A 23,658-nucleotide genomic window follows, 5' to 3' on the forward strand; every position below is an offset into this window, starting at 1 on the left:
CTCAGCCGGCGGGGTCCGCGCACGTCGTGCACGGAAGTTCGCCAGCGCCGGCGTCGGCGAGGGCGAGCCGCAGCTCCATCACCCGGGTCGCCGCCTCGTCGAGCCGTTCCTGCGGCACCGCGCCCGATTCCACCGCCGCGACGATGCCGTCGACGATCCGCGGCGCCGTGTCGGGCGTGGAGGAGACGACGGTCAGCACCATGTCGTTGCCGGCGGCGAGCGCGTCGACCGCATTCGCCACAGGGTCGGCGTACTCGGGGAGCCCCGAGCTCTCGAGCATGCCGAGGTCGTCGGTGATCGTCACCCCCTCGAAGCCGAGCTCGTCGCGCGCGATCCGGTGCCACTCGGGTGACAGGCTCGCCGGCGTCGGATCCACCGCGGTGTAGGCCAGGTGACCGAACATCAGCAGTTCGGCGCCCGCGTCGATCCCGGCCTGGAACGGCCGGGCGTCGGTGCTGCGCCACTGGTCGAGCGGCATCGCCGTCGACGGGATCGAAGAATGCGAGTCCCCCGGCGCGGCACCGTGCCCCGGGAAGTGCTTGAGCGTCGAGAACACGCTCCCGGACTCGCCGTCGACCGCCGCCGCCACGTGGGCGGCCGCCGTGTCGGGCGTGGTGCCGAGGATCCGGCGGTGGATGAACGAGTTCGGGTCCGCGGTGACGTCGGCGACGATGCCGAAGTTCACGGGGATGCCCGCCTGGCGGACGAGCGCCGCGCGGCCCGCGTACGCCGCTTCCACGGCGGCGGCATCGGCCTGCTGCAGTTCGAGGGGCGACGGCAGACCGTCCCACGGCAGCCGCGACACGTCGCCGCCCTCCTGGTCGATCGCGATGAGAGGCGGCTCAGCCGGGTCGACCGTCAGGGCGGCGGTGAGCTCCTGGAGCGTGGCCTCGTCGCCCGGGATGTTCGCGCCCATGAGCAGGAAGCCCCCGATGGCGGTGGACTCCATGTACGAGCGCAGGGTCTCAGCATCCGTCGTCGGAACATGGCCCATCACGACGCTCGCCGCGCGCTCGCGCAGCGACATCGCCGAGACGGCCTGCTCGGCCGGGGTGAGCGCTGCCGCCTCGGGCGACAGGGTCACGGTGACGGACGGCGACGAGGTCGGCGACGGCTTCGCGGTGGGGGTCGCCGCACACGATGCCGAGGCGATCAACGCCGCGGCGACGACCGCGGCGAAGAGCAGGGATCGTCGCGCCGCAGTCACTCGACCAGCCTAGGCGGGTACCGCGGTCAGTGGCGCGCGACGATGGCCGCGGCATCCGTCCCCGAAGGGAGGACCCCGTACTGCGCGCCACGGTCCTCGCCGAGCCGCGCGGCGATGAACGTGTCGGCGTCCCGTCCGGGCGCGTGGCGCAGCATGAGCGACGCCTGGAAGGCGAGCGCGAGGTTTTCGCTGAGCCGGCGCGCCTGCGACGGCGCGTCGTCGGGGTCGGCGGCGAGGCGCGGCAGGAGGACGAGCGTGCGCTCCACGTGGCGGTCGAGCACCGCCGAGGCGCCTGACGTCGTCGCGAGCTCGTCGGCGAAGGCCTCGCCCGACGCGCGGTCGCGCGTGAGCGCCCGCAGCACGTCGAGGGCGATGACGTTGCCCGAGCCCTCCCAGATCGCCATCACCGGCTGCTCGCGGTAGCGCCGGGCGAGCGGGAACGCCTCGGTGTAGCCGTTGCCGCCGAGGCACTCGAGCGACTCGTACGCGTGGTGGGGACCCCGCTTGCACACCCAGTACTTCGACACGGGCGTCGCGAGGCGGCGCAGGGCGATGTCGCGATCGGATGCCTCAGCCTCGAAGAGCTGCGCGAGGCGCAGGCCCGTGAGCATCGCTGCCTCGTACTCGAGGGCGAGGTCGGCGAGCACTCCCGTCATCGCGGGCTGTTCGACGAGGAGCTTGCCGAACGCCTCGCGTCCGCGCGCGTGCCAGAGCGCCTCGGCGACCGACTGCCGCATGCCCGCGGCGGTGCCGAGGACGCAGTCCAGGCGCGTGCGCTGGACCATCTCGATGATGGCCCGCACGCCCCGGCCGGGTTCGCCGATGAGGAACCCGATGGTGCCGTCGAACTCGACCTCCGCCGACGCGTTGGACCGGTTGCCGAGCTTGTCTTTGAGTCGCTGGATGCGGAACGCGTTGCGCATGCCGTGCGGCGACAGGATCCGGGGCACGAACACGCACGTGAGCCCCTCGTCGACACCGCGGCTGCGCGTGTGCGCGAGCACGAGGAAGCCGTCCGACATCGGCGCCGAGCAGAACCACTTGTGGCCGGTGAGCTGGTAGGCGTGGCCGCCCATCGACTCGCCGACCGTCGTTCCCGCACGGACGTCGGAGCCGCCCTGCTTCTCGGTCATCGCCATGCCGATCAGGGCGCTCGTCTTGCCGCCGTCGACGATGAGCCGCGGGTCGTACTCGCGCGAATACAGGCGCGGGAGCCACTCGTCGGCGACCCAGGGCGACCCTTCGATCGAGGCCACCGCGGCGTGGGTCATCGACACCGGGCACGCGTGGCCGGGCTCCACCTGCGCGAACAGCATGAACATCGCCGCGCGCGCGACGTGCGCACCGGGTCGGGGGTCCGCCCACGCCGACGTGTGCGCGCCGCGCGAGAGCGCCTCGGCGATCACACGGTGGTACGACGGGTCGTATTCGACCTCGTCGAGCCGGAAGCCCCACCGGTCGTGGGCGTGCGCGACAGGAGTGTGGACGTTCGCGAGGTCCGCATCCCGCTGGAACGAGCCGGAACCCACGAGCGTGCCTGCCTCGCGCAGACCGTCTTCGGCCCAGTCCGCCCCGAAGGCGTGCACCGCCGCACCGAGCGGCGCGTTGAGCGTGTACTCGTCGACGTCGACGCGCCAGGGCGGCTGGTTCTCGACGTAGTGCGTCGCCGCACCGATCACCCGCTGCCCCCGCGCGAACGAGGTCATGACGTCTCCGTCTCCCCTGCCCCGGCACCCGCAATGGCGAGGGTGTACTGCTCCCCCGGGCTGAGCGGCGCCCGCGTCACGATGTCATGGACGAACGCGAGCTTGTGCCGCACCGGCGTCACGATCGTGAACGGGTACAGATCACCGAAGCCCATCGACCGGTTGATGCGGTTGCACGCCTGCGACAGCCACTCCCAGTCGGTGAGAAGGCGCTGGATCGGCTCGTTCTCGTACGAGTCGAGCGGCACGACATCCGTGTCACGCAGGTTCGTCACGGACGCATCGAGATGGATGCCGATGACCGCCGCCGTCTGCAGCGTGCCGGTGATGTGGAGGTAATGGGCGAACGTCTCGGCGAAGTCCTCCCACGGGTGCATCGTCGCGTACTCGGAGATGAACGACTCATGCCAGTCGGACGGGGCGCCGAACCGGTAGTGGCGCTTCAGCGCGTCGCGATAGCTCGCGCGCTCGTCTCCGAAGAGCTCGCGGCACCGGGCCCACAGCTCGTCGTCGGCGAGGAGGACGTTCTGGTAGTAGTGACCGACCTCGTGGCGGAGGTGCCCGAGGATGGTGCGGTACGGCTCGCCCAGCCGCACACGCAGGGCTTCGCGCCGGTCGTCGAGGTTCTCGGCCAGGTCGATCGTGATGATGCCGTTGGCATGGCCGATGGTCACCGGCTTGCCGTCGGAGAGGCTGGAGATCAGGTCGAACCCGAGGCCGCCCTTCTCGACGTCCCAGCCGACGATCGGCAGCCCGAGGTCGGCGAGCTGGAGCAGCAGCCGTCGCTTCGCCTCTTCGGTCTTCGCGAGCTTCTCCAGGGCCACGGTGTCGTCCGCGGCGGGACGGCGGCGGGTCAGCCGGCACGAGAAGCAGCGTCCTGCCGGGGCGTTCTCCCACACCAGCCAGTTGCACGCCCACTCGCGGTTCGAGCAGGTGTACCAGACCTCGCCGTCGATGACGGCCTGACCGTGGCGCAGCCCGAAGAACTCGCGTGTCGGGATGTGGTAGCCGATCTCGGCTTCGCAGTTCGGACACTGCAGTGTGTCCAGGTAGACGAAGTGGCGACAATGCGGACAGCGGGGCTGCGAGGTCACGGTCTCACCGTAGCGTGCCGCGGAGCGGGCAGACGCCCGTGTCACGGCGACGGCGCGAGCTCCACCCGGAGCAGCAGATCGTCGCCTGGCCGCGGCGAACCGCGCCCGTCGGTGTTGTTCGTCAGCAGCCACAGCGACCCGTCGGGCAGCGCGACGACGTCGCGCAGGCGCCCGTGTTCCCCCACGAATGCGCCCACCGGTTCGTCGCGCATCTCGCCGGCCTCGGTATCGATCTGCCAGAGCCGCTCGCCGCGGAGCGCCGCCATGAACACCGTGTCGCCGACGGCGGCGATGCCGCTGGGGCTGGCATCGCTCGTCGGCCACTGCGCGACCGGGTCGGTGAACTGCTCCTCCCCCGCGATGCCCTCGACGAGCGGCCATCCGTAGTTCGCCCCCGGCTCGATGCGGTTGAGCTCGTCCCACGTGTTCTGGCCGAACTCGCTCGCCCACATCGTGCCGTCGGCGGTCCAGGCGATCCCCTGCACGTTGCGGTGCCCCATCGACCACACCCGTGTGTTCCACGGGTTGCCGGGAGCGGGGTCGCCGTCAACGGTGATCCGCAGGATCTTCCCGCCGAGGTTCTCCGGGTCCTGCGCGGCGTCCCGTTGCTGCGCATCGCCCGTCGTGACGTACAGGTACCCGTCCGGCCCGAAGGCGAGGCGCCCTCCGTCGTGGGTGCTCGCGCGCGTGATGCCGTCGAGGATCACCTCGGGCTCGCCGAGAGCGAGTGACCCCGATTCGCCGAGGAGCGGCATCCGTGCCACGCGGTTGTCGTCGGCGGCGCCGAAATACGAGTACAGCACCGGGCTGTCGCCGCCCTCCCGCAGCGCGAGGCCGTGCAGGCCCGACTCCCCGCCCGACACCACGCCGGGGATCACGCCGGCCGTGCGGACGTCGCCGTCCGGGGTGAGTTCGAGGACCGTGCCGTCGCCGCGCTCCGAGATCAGCGCTCCGCCGCCGTCGAGCGGCACGACCGACCACGGCGCCTGCAGGTCCGACGCGAGGGTTCCGGTGACCGCCCCGGCGCGCCACCACGTGCTCGCCGCGGGAGCCGTGCTCTCGCCGATCGTCGGCGCCTGCGCCGACGGCGCGGGCTGCGGCGCCGGCACGGTGCACCCGGAGGCCGCGGTCAGCGCGAGGACGAGGCATCCGACCGCCGTCCACCGGGCGTGGCGCCTCATCCGTCCGCCACCGCCGCCTCGAGGGTCGCGAGGTCGATGCGGCGCATCCGCAGCATCGCCTGCACCGCGCGGTGGGCGATCTCAGGGTCGGGGTGGCGGATCAGCTCGACCAGGCGGTCGGGGATGATCTGCCACGACAGGCCCCAGCGGTCCTTCAACCAGCCGCACGGCTGCTCCTGACCGCCGCCCGCCGTGAGCGCGTCCCAGTATCGGTCGACCTCGGCCTGATCGCGGCACGCGACGTACAGCGAGACGGCCTCGGTGAACGGGAACTGCGGGCCGGCATCCATGCCGAAGTAGTCGCGGCCGCCGAGGCGGAAGTGCACGTGCATGACCTTCCCGCCCATGCCCGGCACCTCGTCGGGGTACCGGTCGATCGTGACCAGCTCGGAGTCCGGGATCAGCGCGGTGTAGAACGTGACGGCCTCCTCGGCCGCATCATCGAACCAGAGGAACGGGGTCACTGCGCTCATGCGTCCCACCCTTGTCGACGCGTCGCACCCGCGCAACAGGCGGACGATTCATGGATGCTGCGCCTCCAGCCGCACCGTGGCGCGCAGCCCGCCGCCAGCCAGGGCGGTGAGAGCGAGCGCCCCGCCGTGGGCCGTCGCGATGCTCCGGGCGATCGCGAGCCCCAGCCCGACGCCGGCATGGTCGTCGGTGCGGATGCGCTCGCTCCCGCGCTGGAACGGCTCGGTGAGCGTGGCGACGCGCTCCGGGCTGAGGACCGCGCCGGTGTTCTCGACGACGAGCTCCGCGAGATCACCGTGCACGGCGGTGCTGATCTCGACCCTGCCGCCCACGGGGAGGTTGTGGACGATGGCGTTGTGCACGAGATTGGAGGCCAGCTGCAGCAGCAGCGCGTACGAGCCCGACGTCCACGCGATGGTCCCGGTCGTCCGGATCGTCACCCCGCGCGCCTCGGCGAGCGGGAGGAGCGTCTCGGCAGCCTCCTCGGCGACGAGCGACAGGTCCACCGCGTCCCGGGCGAACGACCCCTGCTCCGCACGGCTGAGCACCAGGAGCGCCTCGGTCAGCTCGATCGCGCGCGCGTTGACCGCGCGGAGCCGCTCGATGAGCTCGTCGACATCACGATCGGGGTCGCGGCAGGCGACGTCGAGCAGCGTGCGGGTGATCGCGAGCGGCGTGCGCAATTCGTGCGAGGCGTTCGCGGCGAACCTGCGCTGCTCGGCGACCTGCGCCTCGAGGCGCGCGAGCATCGCATCGAAGCTGTCGGCGAGCTCGCGGAACTCGTCCTGGCGGCCCGGCAGCGCGATCCGGTGCGACAGCGATCCGTCCGCGGCCCGGCGCGTGGCCTCCGTGATCCTCGCCAGCGGCGCCAGCATCCGTCCGGCCAGGAACCAGCCGCCGAGCAGTCCGAACACGAGGAGGAACACCAGCGCCCACGAGACAGCCGGCGTGAACGCGCGGATGAGATCGCCGCGATTCGGGACGAACGGCCCGGGGCCGGTGTTCTGGCCGGCCGGGACGTACCTCAGGAGGAAGGCCCACACGACGGCCAGGAGGAGCGCACCGGCCAGCATGAGGAAGCCGGCGTAGCTGAGGGTGAGCTTGAGCCGCACGCTCATGCCCGGAGCCCTCCTCATGCGCGGGGTCCGTCCTCGACGTCGATCCGGTAGCCGACCCCGGGCACCGTGGCGATGACCCAGGGCTCGCCCAGCCGCTTGCGCAGGGCCGAGACGGTGATGCGCACCGCGTTCGTGAAGGGGTCGGCGTTCTCGTCCCACGCGCGCTCGAGCAGCTCCTCGGCGCTCACCACCCCGCCCTCGGCGGTCATCAGCACCTCGAGGACGGCGAACTGCTTGCGCGTCACGGCGACGTAGCGGTCGTTGCGGTAGACCTCGCGCCGGAACGGATCGAGCCGGAGCCCCGCGAGCTCGCGCAGCGGCGGCCGGCTGCGGGCGCGGCGACGATCCAGTGCCCGGAGCCGCAGCACGAGCTCCTTCAGGTCGAACGGCTTGGTGAGGTAGTCGTCGGCGCCCAGCTCGAAGCCGGTGGCCTTGTCGTCGATCCGGTCCGCCGCCGTGAGCATGAGGATCGGGATGCCGCTGCCCGAGCCCACGATGTGCGCCGCGACCTCGTCGCCCGATGGGCCGGGGATGTCGCGGTCGAGCACGGCGATGTCGTAGGCGTTGATGCTCAGCAGTTCGAGCGCGGTGTCGCCGTCACCGGCGATGTCGGCGGCGATCGCCTCGAGGCGCAGTCCGTCACGGATGGCCTCCGCCATCAGGGGTTCATCCTCGACCACCAGCACACGCATGACCCGATGGTACGAGCCGGCGCATATCGTCCGCGTATGGAGAAGCCTTAACGCCCTCGCAACACGCGCGCGTGTGGGCTGGCAGCATGATCCCCGCAGCAACGGTTCCCCCGAAGCCTCGACGCGCACTCCGGTATGCACTGGTAGGCCTGATCGCCGCCGCCCTCGCGGTCGCCGGCGTCGCGGTGTATCGCTCCGCCTCCGCCGCGGTGCCCCTCAGCGGCACCGTCGACGGGTCGCTTCCCGGAGCGCCGGCCGCACCCGACGGGGCCGTCACCGCCGAGGACGGGCTCCTTCCCGAAGGCGCGACCGCGTTCGACGAGGGGTACCCCGGTGTGGCGCGCCTCTCCCCCGGCCTGCGCGACGCGCTGCAACGGGCCGCGCACGACGCGGCCGCCGACGGGATCGTGGTGCGGGTCAACAGCGGCTGGCGGTCCGCGGAGTACCAGGATCGCCTGCTGCAGGACGCCGTGGCCGAGTACGGCTCGGCCGAGGAGGCGGCGCGGTGGGTGGCGTCCTCCTCGACGTCGGCGCACGTCGCCGGCGAGGCGGTCGATGTCGGCTCGTACGACGCGGTGGACTGGCTCGCCCGCCGGGGTGCCGCGTACGGACTGTGTCAGACGTACGCGAACGAGTCATGGCACTTCGAGCTGCGTCCCGAGGCGATCGATCTCGGCTGCCCGACACCGTACGTCGATCCGACCCAGGACCCGCGGATGCACGGATGAGTCGGGTCCGCGAGTCGCCGGGAAACTCGAAAGGCCGCCCTGATCGGGCGGCCTTTTCGGTGGACCTGAGGGGACTCGAACCCCTGACCCCCTGCATGCCATGCAGGTGCGCTACCAGCTGCGCCACAGGCCCTGATGGTCTCGCGGATGCCCAAAACCCCCGGAAACCTGCCGTTCGACTTCACTCCGGTGGTGGTGATAGCCAGCATACGCGACGGGACTTCGAGAGATCTTGACGCCTTTGGAGCGATCTCGAGGTATCTGAACCGTCGAGTAAGTGTCTACATCTCAAGTCCTGCCCGCCGCTCTGCCAGCGCACAGCTCGCCTCGTCGGCGGGGTTGTGGGCGCTGGTGAACCGGCACGCACCTTCCCGATAAAGAAGGGAGCTCGAGATGAACAGCACCACCCCCGCGTCAACCGATTCACTGGCACTACCTGTCGAACTGCGTTGGATGAGCATCGTCTTCATGCAGGGCGAGGAAGCCGCCACCGTGCTCGACACGATCGACAAGAAGGGAGCCGAAACCGCAATCCAGCATCTGTCCCAGTGGGATTTCGGCGACGAGACGAGGGATGCCGCGCTGGTCAACGGATACGTCTACGACGATATCCCTCGGAGTCCGACCGACCGTGTCATTCGCGATAAGGCTTCCGGGTATGCGCTCGCCTACAACCATCAATTCGGGTACGTGTCGCTTCTCGGCCGCTTCGATTCGGTCGTCGAGGACATGCGAGAATCCGTGGCACGACCAGCACGGTTTGGATTCAGTCGACATGGGCCCGCACGCCGTGCGAACGGGATCCGACTGTGAACCTCGCGGACGCGCAGCTAGCATGCGTCGCACTCAGCACACCTCCGAGCCCTACCCGTGCTTCATGTTGACTTTGATCTCGCCGTCAGCTTCCGTGCTCGAGCTCGCGATCTCGAGTGCCTCAAGCCGATCGACGAGTGCTCGGTTCGCGCTCGTCAGCGGAACTCGAGGGTGCCTGCCGTTGGCGGCTGACAACTTCTCAAACTCGCCGCCAAGCGAAATGAGGACGGGTTCAAGCTCGGCGATTCCAACACTCGGAAGGTAGGAACCCAGGAGCGGAACTACCAGTTCGGCATCAACCCCCTCACGAGCGAGCCGAGCCACTTCGTCGAAGGCGAGGCGCTTGTTGTTGTCGACCGCATACCGCGCGATGAGCGAGAGTCCTGTTCGGCTCGTGCCAACGGTGAAGTCCGTGAAGCGCGCAAGAATCGTGTCCTTCACAGCCTCGGGAACTCGTGCGTGCACAGTGAGGGCGCCCACGCGAGCTGGAGTCACTTCCGCCGTGGTCATGAAACTGGCGAAGTTGGCAGACTTGGTGATCGCGAACGCGAGTCCGTCGATGTCGTTCGCTCCGATCACCGAGAACGTGGCGGCATCGTCTCTGATCACATCTTCAGCGATCAACCAGCCGACGAATTCCCCGGCCTCTCGAGGGATGGATGCAACGTCGATGTGGGTCGTCAGGCCCAGGCTGTCGACCAGTTCGGCGCGAAGCTTCGCAGAGGGAAGCCGATCGGCGTCGCGGAGGATCGTGAGCGCGACCTCAAGCTTTGGCGCCTCGTCAGCACCTGCCGGGGTCTCAATCTCGCCACTCGCCTCAAGCATCCGCGCCAGCGAATCATCCAAACCGTTCTCGGCGATGTAGGCGTAGACGTTGGCGAACGTCACCGGGAACCGCCCGTGCTCGGCAAGGGCACTCCACGTCGTGCTCTCGATGTCTGCGAGAGCGGTGACGACGCAGTCGGTCGCAGAACGCTCGACGACGACCTGCAGCGCCGATTCGTCGGTCTCCGCGACTTCCTCAAGGATCGCTGCGAAGGCCGTCGGCTCCACGATTGTGGGCTCGCCTTCGGCCAAGACGGAGAGGTACTCCCCCACGCCGCCCAGCACTCGGCCATAGACGTCCGCGCTCGAGGACTTGATGGCGTCCAGAGAGAGGGAGTGTGTGGGGTCACCCAACGCGATCAGCAGGTTCTCGCGAGTGATGTCGTAACTGCCGTTCGCGGCAAGAGCCGCCCGCACGGTGGCCCCAAGCCCATCGAGCGACGGCAAGTACGCGTCCGCACGTTCGACGAGACCCGCCACGCGCCCCGCAATGTGCTCGGAGACATCCGTTGCCGTGAATACGGGGATACTGTGATAGGACGCGACGAGGAAGTCGCGAAGTGATTCGTCGGTCTTGTACACGACAGCCGTATCCATCGCTCGGAACGCTGCGTCGAGCAGCGTCAAGCGCGCGCGCTCCTCGACCCCGGACTCCGAGACGAGGAAGGTAAAGACGGCCGCCCACTCCGGAGTAAGCGCAGAGATGAACGATGGCGTGTTCGCCCCCTCGTCGAGGTAGGTGAGGATGAGCTCTTTCTCGTCGTCACCTTGGCGTGCGAGGCGCCCAAGCACGACTTCCAGCCCAGGTCGATCCGATGCCAACAGGTAACGCACGACGCTGAGGTTGTACGCCGACTTCTCGCCCAGGACACCGCGACCGCGTTCGCGCAGAATCGCAGCCACCTCTTCATCCGACAGCTCAAAGTGCATGTCGATTTCGTTCGTATCGACATTCTTCAGGATGTAGTTAGTGGCGTTCGCACTGACCCGGTCTGTGTAGAAGGTCGACGTGTAGAGGGTGAAGTTCCGATCGATGTAGCCGGCCTCGAGCAGGCGTTGTGCGAGCTCGGACTTCAAATGCTTCTTCGCCAAGTCAGCGAACGAGAGCCCCTTGCCGTCGACGTCGAGCGTGAACTCCGTCCTCGCCATGAGATCGCTCATATCCGCGTGGGTGAGGAAGTCGCGGTCGGCGATTGCGTCCGCGACTTCAGCGTCCAGCCGTGCCCTCTCCTGCTCGATCCACTCGTTCGAGTCGATAGGGCGACGCAGCGCCTGAGCGACGTCGGCGCGTTGGAAGTGGAGCGTCTCCCATCGTCCCTGGTTCGGCCGAAGGTAGTTGAACTGCACCGTTCCGTTAGTCGTTGCGAACTTCTCCCAGAACTGCGGCGTGAGCAGCTCGGCGTCCGTGACTTCCTCCCCGTTGAGTGTCCGCGGCTGCGTCTGCACGGCACCAAGCCCGAGGTGGCTCAAGGTGCGCTTCATGTGCTCGTCGAAAAGCTTGCCGAGCTTCTTGGCCTCATCGGCCCCGATCGACGCCCGTGGGCGGCTGGCGCGCGCAGTGCGAATCGTCGCGTTGCGCGTCTTGATGTTGGCGGCGACAAGACTGCGGCCGTCGCGATAGAGCAAGTCGAGGTTGCTGTTGCCCAGCTTGATCAGCTCGAAGTCTGCGAGGTGCGTGCTCTTGTAGAGCACCATCGCGAACAGGCCGTTCTCGCTCAGCTCGATGGTGCCGGAATCGATCACCTGGCGTTTGAAAATAGCGTACTCGTTGCGGATGTTCTTGATCAGCCGCATGTCGGCGACGTAGCGCCCAGTGAGGTCGATGAGCTCGTCAGACACGCCGTGCTGGAGATCCTTGCCCATCACCTGGACGAGGATGTCGCGCGCACTACGGTGCGTAATGAACGGCACGACGGGCACGACGAGGTCGAAGAACTTCGTCCGGTTTGCACGGGCGATCTCAACCTCAGCGGCGTCTGCCTGCGCCTTCGCGTTCGGATCCTCCTTGCGCTTCGTCTCGTCGTTCTCCTGGTCGCCGGACGCCTGTTCCTTCGCCGCACGCGCGCCGAGCTCGTCGAAGATGCTGTCCTTGATGGCGTAGATGAACCGGATCTTGCGACCCCCGAGTTGCTTAGCCCCGTTGAGAATCGAATTGAGAGAACGCAGCGTCTCGAAGATGTGGGCATCGTCGAACCGGTCGATGTCTTCGAAGATGACGATGTCGCGCTTCACCACCTCGAAGAGGTAGACGATCTCATCGAGGTACTCGTCGAAGTACGTGGCCGACTTCGCGGAGAGTGAGATCGTGGCGGCGCCGGCGCCGAGCTTCTCAATCTGGAATCGGTTATGGAAGGCAGCAAAGAGCCCCAGCAGCAGGAGCGTCGACGCCACGTACACCAGTAGCGGCGCGAGCCACGGAACGTCGCTTGCATTAGGAATCAGGGTTGCGATGGACGCCGTCCATCCAGTGAGGAAGAAGACGAGGGCGACGGGCAGCGAGAGCAGCGCCGATAGGCCCAGGGTTCGACCGAAGCGGAACCTCGTGGTGCGGCGATACCGCGAGCCCGGAGTCTTGAGCGGATCCTGGCTATAAAGGAGCTGCTTGACGATCTCCTTCTGGATGCGGTTGGTCTTGGTGGACGCCGCCTTGGCCGCGTCACCGGCCGGGAGCGGCTCGTCGTCAGGGAACCCGAGCGACGAGAGCGATACCGCAATGACCTTGGGCTCGTGGAGTCGCCCTACCTCGCTCAGGATGCTGCTCTTGCCGACGCCGTAGCTTCCGGTGAGCGCGATGTTGCGTACTTCCTTGGCAGGGTTGTTCAGCGCCGCCTCAATGATGTCGAGGTAGACGCCGTGCTTCGTGCGGTCGAACTTAGGCGTCAGCGGCAGCAGCACCGGAGTCGGCAACTCCTCCTTGCTCCCCCAGCTGCGCACCTTCTCAGTTGCGCGTTCCAGCGCTTTCAGTAGGAGTTGCTGCATTGTGCCCCTGATTATGACAGTGGGCGGGGACACGTCAAGCACGAGCGGATCGCACAGTCCGCGCGCCGCATCCGAAGGTGCATGGCGTCCGAAGTCATAGCACTCGACCTATCGGGAACGGCTCCGCGGCTCGCGTCCGTTCTACGGTCGCTTCTTGGATCCGATCGACTTCAACCCGCGGCGACCACGGAGAAGGCCGAGGTCTCGCCCTTGGCTCGGGCGCTCGAGCCTACTGAGGACTGCATGCTGAGTCTCCGGCGTCCAGAAGATCTTCAAGCGTTGACGAGCCCGCGTGACGGCAGTGTAGAAGATGTTGTGGGAGAAGCGATCCTCGTTGGCGTCCGTGATGACGACCTTCACCGAGTCGTACTCCAGACCCTGCGCCTTGTGAATCGACACCGCGTACGCAACCTGGAACGGAACAGTCTTACTCGTGGACTCGTCCTCGCCGTCCGTACTCCCCTGCTCGAGAACCGAGAATCTCACGGTCGAGCCGCCGAGCCACTCAAGCTCGGATACGCGCGCAACGTCGAAGGCGGTCAGAATCCGGTCGAGCTCGATGTCGAACTGAATCTGCCCCGGGAAGGTCTCGATCCCGACGATCGTGCCCTTGAGGTTGTTGTAGATGACGCCTCGGAAGCGAGACGTGTCACCGAACAGTACAGGATCGCCGACCTTGTACGTCGAAACACCCCAGACCGTCGCGGCGCCAGGGTTGCTGCTCTGCAGAAAGCGATTGACGTTGTTGATGCCGTAGAGCCCGTCATAGTTCAGACACAGGATGATCTCCTGGTCGTTGCGCGGCGCGAAGAGCGTCTCGTCGAGGACAGCTGAGTAGCCGTAGTGCGCCAGGAGCTCTTCGATGTTGGGTTCAATCCCGCGAACAGCGCCCCAGAACTTCAGCAGCTTGTTGCTCTTCGTCCGATACGGATTGGTGAGCTCGAAGACCGATGAGTCCGGCAGGAAGGCCGGCGCAAGGGTGAACCAGTTCCCGAACTTGATGGAGTCGATCTGGTAGCTGTCTCCCACGAGTACAAGCAGCTGAAATGAAGTCCGTCGCAGCACCCGAAGGATGTCCTCGTTGCTCACGATGCTGCACTCGTCAATGAACAAGACGTCGAACTCAGTGCCACTGTCGTTCCATAGATGACTCGCAATGGTCCGGAACGTGGAGTTCTGCGCGCTCACGCGACGCTCCAGATTGTTCTTCGCGGGATTGGTGTGAGCGAGGAAGAGCTTCTTCTTGTCGTTGAAGAAGTTCGCGATGTGGTCGATCATCGTCGACTTGCCGGTGCCGGCCGCCCCATAGATCAACGCGACCTGCGACTGGGCGAATAGCGCCTTGAGGGCGCTCTCCTTCACCGGATCATCGATGGTGATGGACGGAGATTCATCAAGCCACCGTTCCACGGCTGCGGTGTAGCCGCCGATCCCAGCCTTCGTATGCGCTTGAAGCTCCTCGATGATTGCGACGGAGTCGTCCTCGTACTCCTGGATGAAGACGTGCTTCTTGTCGTGCACCAGATCTCGCGCGGGGCGATGTCCGAACCAGAGCTCGCTGTTGTACTTCGCGATCAGCGCGTCGATGTCACCGAACCCCGCGAGGTCCTCTTCCGGCGTGTACAGCATCCCGTGCTGTTCGACATTGTTCTTCACCCGTCGCGCCAGCAGCTCGTGCTTGCGATCGCGTGCATCCAGGCTCTCCACGAGGTCAGAGAACGTCACGTTGTGCTTCTTCGGCGACGTGCAGAAAGGCATGGAATCGAACGGTTTGCAACCTCGATCGAGATTCAGATTCGAGAGCTGGCTCCAGGTCTGCGGGCTGTACTGCTGCTTGAGGATCAGATTGTTCATCCTCAGCATGAGGTAGCGGATCATGTTGTGCCCGGGGCGCTTTCGAGCGATCAAGTCGCGGGCCTTCACAAGCACAGGGAAGATGGCCGGCTTCTGCATCCGCCGCGTTGCTTCCGTCTGCAACTCGGCGAACCGGTCATCGGGGAGGGCCACGACGTCGAGAAGTCCAGTCTCCGTTTGAGTCAGGTGGTCCATCAGCGCGCGATACTCACTCGACGTAGACGACACCTTCGTGGCGATGCCGAACAGGCGGGCGAAGTTGTCGAACTCACAAGGCCGGATCGACACCTGCCATTCAGTGATGATCGTGATCGGCATGGTCTGCCCCAGAACGTCGATCGCATCCGGCACCACGGTGAGGTTGGCCGCGTACTTGTCGGTCATCTCGATGTCAGTGAACGCAATGATCCGATCGACCTTCTGCATGTGGTCGGTCGTGGCGCGGAAGACAACCTCGTATAGGATCCTCCCCTTCGTGAAGAAGGGGCGGCTGCGGTGCACGTAGTACCGGCTGCGGACGCCGCCAGGCGTGGGGTTGGCGCGAACAGCATCGATGCGATCAGCAATCTTCCGGTGATACTCCCGAAGCGACGGATCCAGGTTGACCGGGAAGTCTTTGAGGTTTTCGAGCGTTTCGATTCCGCAGGCCGTTCGAAGCAGCAGCCGCAACCTGATCAGGTACTCGTAGTACTTCAGCATCAGACGCTCAGACGTATCACCGTCCATCGTGTAGTGCGAGACGCTCTCCTGGAGCAGCTTGTGGAAACGATGGAGAAACTGAACCCGCTTCGGAGCTGAGCCGAGAGCCGCAAGCGCAGCCTGAATCGCGTCGTAGTCGAACTCCGCGTCATCGCGCCCCGTGTGGAGCCGGACGGCCGCACCCTCGACAAGATTCCGAAGCTGCGCGAGGACAGCAAGTGACATGAGGGCGCGGTCGCCTTTGAGCGCGGCGATGCTGTCACAGATCGCGCGGTCGGCGCTCCGGATTTGATCGTTGGCCGTTCTCACTGCGCGTATCCCCTGACAGGTCGAAGGATCGGATGTGCCCGATCGAGCCTCAACGCCTGCTCCGCAACTGCCGCGCAATCCGAATTGATCACAACGTCCAATCCTCTTCAGCGAGCGGGGCGCCGTTGAGCTCATCTCGACGCGCGCGCCAGTCCGGCATGAAGTCGTCCATCAACGCAACGAACCGTTCGTTGTGCGTGCGTTCATGGAGATGAGCAAGTTCATGGACGACGATGTACTCCAGGCAGCGAGGAGTCTTCTTCGCGAGCTCCGGATTGATCCAGATCGTCCGAGAGTCTTGCTTACAAGTCCCCCACTTGGTCTTCATGCGGCGCACGACGATGTGGTCGGCCTGAGCTCCGACGATGGGCTGCCACTTCTCGAGGAGCGCTGGCATTGCGGCCTTCACTTCACGCCGATACCACCGGTCAAGTGCAGCTCGACGAGCCTCGGCATCCGCCGACTCGGGAGTAACAACGACCAAATACTGGCCTTCGATGGCCACCGAGTAGTTGCCGCTCCTACGCGACGCGTCGAGGCGATAGCGGGAGCCCCACACGTAGTGGGTTTCACCAGACAGCATCTCTCGCTTGCTCTGACGCTCGGCGCTCTGAAGTTGCTGCTGCTGCCGTTTGATCCACGGCAACCGCTGAACCACCGCGAGCCGAATCACCTCTTCGTCGATCTCTTCTGGTGCCGCGATGCGAACGCGCCCCGCGGGCGGGTACACCGAGATGTGGAGGTTCTTGATGTCCTTGTAGATGACATCAATCGCCAAGCCCGCGACCGTGAGATAGCCGCTAGCGGTACTCATCATGGCCCTTCAGGAGCGTGAGCAACGCGTCGAGCTGCTCGTTCTCGAAGCCCTCAGGCAACTCCGCGCGCAGAGAACGTGCGAGCGCCCGCTCCTTGATCTTGCTCTCGCTCCAGCCGTGCTCCTTGCTGTTCTGGATCACGTCGTGGAAGTACTGCGGATCGATCTGCTCAGGTAGCCCAAAGTCGATGAGCGCGCGCCGTGCGGCGGTCGCCGCCCACTCGGGGTACTTGATGCTCGACTCTGCCTTGCCAACCTCGGCCGTCAAGTCCAACAGGCGGGCGAGGAAATCGGCGTACTCGATCGCCGCCAGGCGACGCTGTTCGATCAAGGCGTCGAGCAGACTCGACATCCGGTCGTAGTACTTGGGATTCAGCGCGTGCGCATCGATGATCGTCTTTCGCACGTTGTTGAGGATCACCTCGGCGACGGCCTCGGGATCGTTCTTGATGCCGGGCGGAAGGGCGTCAATAGCTGCTGGGCCACGTTCGACGATGAGCTCCACGAGCCCCTTGTCGAAGGTGGCGACGCTCTCGACGGGGTCGGCCTGAATGTACGTGTCGAGGAGCGCACGCATGCCGGCCTCGAACTGCTTCATGTCGATCTTCTCGTTGGCGCCGAGCTCGACCTCGTCGCGCACATTGACGAAGTGCGCCACATCTGCCTTGATCGCCGTTGCCTCGGCGTCCGTGTAGCCCGCCTCGAGCATGTCGTTCGCCAGCACCGAGTAGCAGCGGACGAGCGAGGCGACGGACTTGTACAGCTCAACGCGTTTCGGCTCGTTGGCCTTGATCTGCTCTGCATCGCCTGGAGTCTCGGCCACAAAGTAGTGCTGGTACTCGATCGTGCCCTTCGGCGGAAGCACTGCTTCACACAGGGCCCGCACACGTTCGAGTGCCTCGTTGAGGTCGTCGCGCTCCTGCTTGGTGCGGTTCTTGAGCAGCCCCTCGATGTCCTCCTTGGCATAGCCGTCGAGGGCCCCAGAGGTGTAATCGGTGATGGCTTTGTCGAGCGACTTGAAGAGATCGCGATAGTCGATGACGTAGCCATACGTCTTGTCTTCCCCATCGAGCCGGTTGACGCGGCAGATGGCCTGGAAGAGACCGTGATCGCGCATGCTCTTGTCGATGTACAGATAGGTCGCGCTTGGTGCGTCGAAGCCGGTAAGCAGCTTGTCGACGACGATCAGCAGCCGCATCTGACCGGGCTCCTCGATGAAGCGCCGCTTGACGTCCTTCTCGAACTCTTCGATGCGTGAGACTGCCTGATCCGCGGGAATCGCGAAGTAGTCCGCGAGCATCTTGCGATAGATCTCGTACTTGATGAGTTCCTCGTTGTCGCCCTCGCCCGCGTCCTCCTTCGAGACGGCACTCGCACTCGGCACGTAGCTGGAGACGATCGCGACCTTGCCGCCGAAGCCCGCCTGCACGAAGAGCTCGTAGAGCTTGGTCGCCTGGTAGACGTCGGAGCTGACGAGCATCGCGTTACCGCGACCACTAATGAGGCGCGGCTCTCGGTCGAAGTCCATCAAGATGTCCTGCACGATCATGGCGGCGCGAGACTTCGCTGACACGACCTTCTGCATCGTGCCCCACTTGCGCCTCAGGCGCGCCTTCGACAGGTCGGTGAGGCCCTTCGTCTTGTTGTCGAACCACTTATCGATGTGCGTGGAGCCCTTCAGCTCCTGCTCTACGTTGCGAGCCTCGTAGCGGAGGTCGAGCACGACGCCATCCCGGACTGCCTCATCGAACTTGTACGTGTGGATGAAGCGTCCGAAGGTCTCGATACTCTTCTCCTGGTCGTCCTTCAGAAGCGGCGTTCCGGTGAAGCCAATGAACATGGCCTCCGGTACCAGCTCCTTCATCGCCTTGTGGAGCTTGCCGCTCTGGGTGCGGTGCGCTTCGTCGACGAAGACGAAGAGGTTGCCCTTGACCCTGAAGTCAGCGGGGATACGCGCGCGCAGATCCTTGATGAAGTCTTCGCCGGCCGCGTCGCGCTCGTCGCTGGTCTCCGACTTGGAGCCTCCGCGAAACTTGTGCACGAGCGAACAGATGAGCCAGGGCTGGCTCTGATTCAAGGTGGTGATGAGATCGGTACCCGAGGTTGTCCGATAGACCGCCTCGTTGACTCCGTTGAATACCTTCTCGATCTGTTCGTCAAGTTCTGTGCGATCCGTAATGATGAGGACGCGCGCGTCCTCCTGGTGCTCGCGAATCCACTTCGCGAGCCAGACCATCGTCAGACTCTTTCCCGAGCCCTGCGTGTGCCAAATGATGCCGCCGTCACGAGTCTCCACGCGCGGCTGCGCTGCCTTCACGCCGAAGAACTGATTGTGGCGGGCGGTCTTCTTGGTTCCTGCGTCGAACACAACGAAGTCGTGGATCAGCTCGAGGAAGCGCTCCTTGTAGCACATCTGAAGCAGAGCGCGATCGAGCGGATTCTGCTCGGTGCTCGGTTCCTTCCACTCCAGCCAGTACTTCTCCGGAGTGTCGATGACGGCGTAGCGAAGGCCCTCCACGTCGTTGCCCGAGAACACGAACTGGACGGTCGAGAAGAACGGCCGCACGTAGTGCTGCTTTTGGTTTCCTATGTTCTGGCGGATTCCCTCGCTGATGCTCACCTTTGAGCGTTTGAGTTCGATGATGCCGAGTGCGATCCCGTTCACATAGAGCACGAGGTCGGGGCGCTTTGTGTGCTCGCCCTTGACCGTGACCTCCTCACGGATGACGAAGTGGTTTTCCTCAGGCCTCCCCCAGTCGATGAGCCAGACGGTCTCGAAGTTCTCGGAGGTGCTGCGCTTCACCTTCGCTCCGTAGCGGAGCAGTTTGTATACCGCGTGGTTCGCGTCGTAGAGCTGCGGCGGCGAGCTCACCGCGGCCGTTGTCTTCAGCTCGTGAATCGCGCGGTTGATGATGACATCGTCGTAACGACGCGCTGCCAGATTCTGACGCAGGAGATCTTCGTCGACGTTCGAGTTGTCGACGTCGGAGCGGTCGCCGCCATACTCGTAGTTGAGCTGGTCGACGAAGAGCTTGATCACGCGTTTCTGTGTCTTTCGTTCGATCTGACCAACATCACTCATAGCGCGCCTCCTTCGACGAGGCGAGTATGTCCGGTCAGTAGCTCTTGCATCATGCCCTGCTTGACCGCACGAGCTGACTCGAGGCGGCGCTCGAGCGCATGCAGTTCATCCGACATGTCGTCGAGTATCGTCACAATCTCGTCTTGGCGAGGGGTGTCCGGAACCCAAACCTTCATGTTCTTTAGTGCCTTGGTGTCGAGGACGCCCGCAGTGTTGCCCGCGGAGGTCACCATGCGGAGAAGCCGATCGGCGTTGGCGTGCAACGAGTAGGTAAGAAACTTTGGCAGGACATCATGCTTCGGCACGAGAGCCTTTACATCCTGATTGAAGCAGACTTCTCCGACGACGAGGGACGCTCGAATTTCGGAGTGGAGCGCGCTGCCGCGCACAAGAAGCAACGTTGACCCGATTGGCGCCATCTTGCTTCCCGCTACTACAGCAGCAGCGGTGACTCGCCGATCGGAGTCGCGGACCTCCAATTCCTTTAGTGTGAGGGCACTAATCCATGGGATGTTGCCCGCCCAGAAAGCCGCGTTGTCAAGGCGCGGAGTGCCACCTGACAGAAACGTGGCGAGATCACCAAGAGACCATTCCCCGTCATCCGGATGTCCATTTGACAACAGGTGCTGCATTGCTCCGATCCGAATGAGCTTCTTCTTGGCGATCGTCGCCTCGAGGAGATCGACCTGCGCGTGAGCGTCATCCAGTGCGCCAACTACGCTGTCTTGCTCGTCCTTTGAAGGAACAGCTAGCGGGAGCGCTCCGAGTATTCCGGTGTTCAGATTGAGCATGGTTGCGCCGACCGCGTTATCGACGAGCCACGACTGAGCGGTCCGTGCACCCACGAGATGAGCAATGTATGCGGGGCTAATGTCTGTCAGGTTCTTTCCAAAGCGCACTGCCAGACACCCTGTTCCGCAGATCCAACCACGCTGATCCTCGCGAACGAGCGCTCGCCGCCCCACGTCGCCCCGTCGGCTGAACACAATGTCGCCCGGTCGAAACTTGTGTCGCGCAAGGCGCTTCACGTCCTCATCACCAATTCTTGCTATTCCGTCGGCGGCGATTCCATTGTCGCGGAGATTGGTCGGCATGACGAGTGGTGTGCCCTCAAGCTGATAGTCGCTTGCATGCAGTTGGCTCCCGAAGGGGCCCGTTTGAATAGTGCCACCCGTACTGCGCACGATCTCGCCAAGAGTCGTCAGTAATGGCATCGTCACGCCGACACTCCAAGCCCCTGCAAATGAGTCGCAACCGCCGTCGCAAGTCTGTCGACTTCCGACTCAAGGTCCGCCACCGTTGCGGCGTACCGCGAAGCGAGTTCCTCTAGTCGGGTAACGAACACGTGGCGCAGCTTTGCGATCTCGGACTGAACACGCCGCTCGACCTCCTTCCCCCACTTGTCCTCGATAACGAGCAGTCGGACATCCGGCTGAGCGAGCTTGGCATACTGAGCGAGTGTGACTTGGTCAAGCTTTAGAACCGCGTCCTTCACCTTCCGCTTCGCCGTCGCTTCCGCGTTGTATAGCGTGATGACCGCCCCCAGAGCGTCGAGCTCGTCCTTCGTTGCGCCTTCAGCGCGCGCATCCCTCAGGCGCGTCTTCGCCAGAGCCGCAGATACTTTGCCGTCTTCGTCAGCCGCATCCCAGAGCAACCCCTCCTCGACAGCGTTTTCCTCGACGAACTCCGCAACTGCCTGGGACGCAGCTTCCTGCGCGGCGACAAGCTCGTCGAGCTCCTGCTTCTCGGTCGCAAAATATCGCCCGACGATCAGCTCGGGCGGAATGAGATCCATCACCCAACGCGCGGCCTTGGTGCCAGTACCAAAGGCGAGATTCGCATCCTCGTACTTGGTCTTACCGTTCTTGTCCTTCCAGGTGCGGGCTGGACGCGGACGGCTTGCCGCTTCCCAACCCTCGGCGGCGATGAGCGCGACGTCGTCGTGCATGGAGTCATTCCAGTAGCTCATCAGCTGCTCGTAGACGCCGTACTCGTCGAGCAACGGGCGGTTCCTGATCACGCTAAGGAGGCGTTCGGAGATGTCAAAGATCAGATCGTTCGGCAGTGTCGTTTTCGAGATCGCTTCAAGTGCCGCACGACTGCCCGACCACCATTCGGTCACTGCATCGGCGGTGCCGCTGGTGAAGCCTTGGTATTCAGCCGATGCCGTGACGGCTGCCGGGATCGCGGCTTGCTCGATCTCCAGCTCCGAGTAGCCGTCGCGAAGCGGGCGGAACAGCGTCGCGCGTAGGGAGGGGAACGCATCCCAGTACGGCTGCAGCGCATCGAGGTCACGGTTCGGGATGCCGCCCTTGATGTGCCCTTCGAGGTCTTGGATGTCCTCAGGGTCCGACGAGTCGATGTAGCGCGGAATGTTGAGGTTGTAGGCGTTCTTCGCGCTCTTGATCACGTCCTTCGGAACGAATCGGGAGTATCCAGGGATCTCTGCCTGCTTGATGTACGCATCCACGAGCTTGTGCATGTCGCGAGGGCGGAGACGGTTCTTCGGGCCATCCTTGGCAAAGCCCTTCGACGCGTCCACCATGTAGATGCCCTTGCGGTCCTTGGCGCCGGCCTTGTCGAGCACGAGAATCACCGCCGGAATGCCAGTGCCATAGAAGAGGTTCGCAGGCAGCCCGATGATGGCCTTAATGTAGCCGTGCTCGATGAGTCGCTCACGAATCGAGCCTTCGGTGTTTCCACGGAAGAGCACCCCGTGCGGAAGGATTACCGCTCCACGACCGGTGGCTTTGAGAGACTTCAGCATGTGGAGAAGGAACGCGTAGTCGCCGTTCTTTGCCGGAGGCTCTGGGTAGCCGTCGAAGCGACCGAATGACGCATCGAAGCCGTTGGTCCACGTCTTGACGGAGAAGGGCGGATTGGCGACGAGGTAGTCGAAGCGCTGGAGCTCCTTCTCACTTGACTTGAACATCGGCTTCGAGAGCGTGTTGCCGCGCTCCAGAGTCGCGGTGTCGTTGCCGTGAAGGATCATGTTCATGCGCGCAAGCGCCCAGGTCGCCACGTCGTTCTCCTGCCCATAAATGGACAGTCCGTTCGGGGAGGCATCAGCCACCTTGATGAGGAGCGACCCGGATCCACAGGTCGGGTCGTACACGGTGGTGGACTTTGGGGTGTTCGCGGGAATCTCGAGGAGCTGCGCCATCACGCGCGAGACCTCGGCGGGCGTGTAGAACTGCCCCTTGCTCTTTCCAGACTCGGTCGCGAAGTGGCGCATGAGGTACTCGTAGGCATCCCCAAGAAGATCGTCGCCCTCAGCCTTGGAGCCCGAGAAGTCCAAGTCCTGGAAGATGCCGATCAGGTTCGAGACGCGATCGACGAGTTCCTTACCGTCGCCCAGCTTCGTCTTGTCGTCGAAGTCAGCACTCTTGAGCACGTCCACAAGGTCGTTGGCTTCGGCCAGCTTGTAGATCGCCTTGTTGACGAAGTCACCGATCTCGGCCTTGCCCTTGAGCTTCACGAGGTCGTCGAAGGAGCCCCCCTCCGGTACGGTGATCAGACTGTAAGGGTCTGCCTTCGCCTTGTCTGAGACGTACTTCACGAAGAGGAGCGTCAGCACGTAGTCCTTGTACTGGCTGGCGTCCATGCCGCCACGAAGCTCGTCAGCGCTGCTCCAGAGGGAGCTGTAGAGGTCCGACTTCTTGAGGGCCACTACCAAGCCACCGCCCTCGACCGCGCAGCAGCACTCTTCGGTAGCGCGCAGCGATTGGTGTGTCGGGGTGTGGCGTGAGTCATTCTTGGAAGTTCCTTCTGCGCATATGCGCGCGATCGTTGGTGATGTCCCCCAGGGCATCGCTCTCAGACTAGTGATCGAGAGCGACACCACTTCGGAAGCGGCGGGGGTGGCGTGTAGCGGGAGCCGCCGATGTCTGCGGGACGGGCACGACAATCGGAATCTGCATGTCCTTCAGTCTCGATTCGCGTTCGAGCCGCGGGTCCGGCGCATCCGGCGCATCCTCGGGAAGGACTTCAGAAGACTGCACGAGCCATCGTGACCCAACGCACACGAAATCCTGCCGACGTGCCACCGCCTTCCGCCGGCAGGCAGCTTCTTGCGCGAACGTAACG

General features: G+C 64.8%; 15 protein-coding genes and 1 tRNA gene. 2 read left to right on the forward strand and 14 right to left on the reverse strand.

Annotated features, from left to right (window positions below; all coding sequences use genetic code 11):
- Position 1: 1 nt before the first annotated feature.
- The 7 genes from ACFC1I_RS03115 to ACFC1I_RS03145 are packed head-to-tail and all read right to left on the reverse strand — an operon-like array spanning position 2 to position 7,469.
- Complete coding sequence (locus ACFC1I_RS03115; protein ID WP_376006399.1) at positions 2 to 1,207, reverse strand: glycoside hydrolase family 3 N-terminal domain-containing protein; 1,206 nt, start codon at positions 1,205 to 1,207, stop codon at positions 2 to 4.
- 26 nt (positions 1,208 to 1,233) lie between these two features.
- Complete coding sequence (locus tag ACFC1I_RS03120; RefSeq protein ID WP_376006400.1) at positions 1,234 to 2,913, reverse strand: acyl-CoA dehydrogenase family protein; 1,680 nt, start codon at positions 2,911 to 2,913, stop codon at positions 1,234 to 1,236.
- Positions 2,910 to 4,007 (reverse strand): putative zinc-binding metallopeptidase, encoded by a 1,098-nt coding sequence (locus tag ACFC1I_RS03125; RefSeq protein ID WP_376006401.1) that lies wholly within the window; start codon positions 4,005 to 4,007, stop codon positions 2,910 to 2,912. Before ACFC1I_RS03125 ends, ACFC1I_RS03120 begins: the two co-directional genes overlap by 4 nt.
- Before the next feature lie 41 nt (positions 4,008 to 4,048).
- A complete protein-coding gene (locus ACFC1I_RS03130) occupies positions 4,049 to 5,188 on the reverse strand; it encodes a PQQ-dependent sugar dehydrogenase (RefSeq protein ID WP_376006402.1) in 1,140 nt (379 codons plus the stop codon).
- Positions 5,185 to 5,661 carry a VOC family protein gene (locus tag ACFC1I_RS03135; RefSeq protein ID WP_376006403.1) on the reverse strand — a complete coding sequence of 159 codons (477 nt, stop codon included), beginning with the start codon at positions 5,659 to 5,661 and terminating at the stop codon, positions 5,185 to 5,187. The genes ACFC1I_RS03130 and ACFC1I_RS03135 overlap by 4 nt, the downstream gene beginning before the upstream one ends.
- A gap of 48 nt (positions 5,662 to 5,709) precedes the next feature.
- A complete protein-coding gene (locus ACFC1I_RS03140; RefSeq protein WP_376006404.1) occupies positions 5,710 to 6,777 on the reverse strand; it encodes a sensor histidine kinase in 1,068 nt (355 codons plus the stop codon).
- A 14-nt stretch (positions 6,778 to 6,791) separates the two neighbouring features.
- Positions 6,792 to 7,469 (reverse strand): response regulator transcription factor, encoded by a 678-nt coding sequence (locus tag ACFC1I_RS03145; protein WP_376006405.1) that lies wholly within the window; start codon positions 7,467 to 7,469, stop codon positions 6,792 to 6,794.
- A gap of 86 nt (positions 7,470 to 7,555) precedes the next feature.
- Here ACFC1I_RS03145 and ACFC1I_RS03150 point away from each other — a divergent pair, with 86 nt between their 5' ends.
- Positions 7,556 to 8,197, forward strand: a complete 642-nt coding sequence (locus ACFC1I_RS03150; RefSeq protein WP_376006406.1) for a M15 family metallopeptidase — start codon at positions 7,556 to 7,558, stop codon at positions 8,195 to 8,197.
- A 60-nt stretch (positions 8,198 to 8,257) separates the two neighbouring features.
- On the opposite strand, the gene ACFC1I_RS03155 is transcribed toward ACFC1I_RS03150, so the two are convergent.
- Positions 8,258 to 8,330, reverse strand: a tRNA-Ala gene (locus ACFC1I_RS03155).
- A 260-nt stretch (positions 8,331 to 8,590) separates the two neighbouring features.
- Between ACFC1I_RS03155 and ACFC1I_RS03160 the strand changes: the two genes are divergently transcribed.
- On the forward strand, positions 8,591 to 9,010 hold the full coding sequence (locus ACFC1I_RS03160) for a hypothetical protein (RefSeq protein ID WP_376006407.1): 420 nt from the start codon (positions 8,591 to 8,593) through the stop codon (positions 9,008 to 9,010).
- A 51-nt stretch (positions 9,011 to 9,061) separates the two neighbouring features.
- Here ACFC1I_RS03160 and ACFC1I_RS03165 read toward each other — a convergent pair whose 3' ends face one another.
- The 6 genes from ACFC1I_RS03165 to ACFC1I_RS03190 form a co-directional block, all read right to left on the reverse strand.
- Positions 9,062 to 12,814, reverse strand: coding sequence for a hypothetical protein (locus ACFC1I_RS03165; RefSeq protein WP_376006408.1), 3,753 nt, complete (start codon positions 12,812 to 12,814; stop codon positions 9,062 to 9,064).
- Positions 12,815 to 12,955: 141 nt separating this feature from the next.
- A complete protein-coding gene (locus ACFC1I_RS03170) occupies positions 12,956 to 15,676 on the reverse strand; it encodes an ATP-dependent RecD-like DNA helicase (protein WP_376006409.1) in 2,721 nt (906 codons plus the stop codon).
- 88 nt (positions 15,677 to 15,764) lie between these two features.
- Positions 15,765 to 16,454: a M48 family metallopeptidase gene (locus ACFC1I_RS03175; protein WP_376006410.1), complete on the reverse strand. Its 690-nt coding sequence runs from the start codon at positions 16,452 to 16,454 to the stop codon at positions 15,765 to 15,767.
- Positions 16,455 to 16,476: 22 nt separating this feature from the next.
- Positions 16,477 to 19,572 (reverse strand): type I restriction endonuclease subunit R, encoded by a 3,096-nt coding sequence (locus ACFC1I_RS03180; RefSeq protein ID WP_376006411.1) that lies wholly within the window; start codon positions 19,570 to 19,572, stop codon positions 16,477 to 16,479.
- Positions 19,569 to 20,786: a restriction endonuclease subunit S gene (locus ACFC1I_RS03185; RefSeq protein ID WP_376006766.1), complete on the reverse strand. Its 1,218-nt coding sequence runs from the start codon at positions 20,784 to 20,786 to the stop codon at positions 19,569 to 19,571. The genes ACFC1I_RS03180 and ACFC1I_RS03185 overlap by 4 nt, the downstream gene beginning before the upstream one ends.
- 2 nt (positions 20,787 to 20,788) lie before the next feature.
- The gene (locus ACFC1I_RS03190; RefSeq protein ID WP_376006412.1) at positions 20,789 to 23,242 is read right to left on the reverse strand and encodes an N-6 DNA methylase; all 2,454 of its coding nucleotides are present in this window, start codon (positions 23,240 to 23,242) and stop codon (positions 20,789 to 20,791) included.
- Positions 23,243 to 23,658: the final 416 nt, after the last annotated feature.

It is taken from the genome of Microbacterium sp. NPDC056044, from assembly GCF_042267145.1.
Taxonomy (GTDB): domain Bacteria; phylum Actinomycetota; class Actinomycetes; order Actinomycetales; family Microbacteriaceae; genus Microbacterium.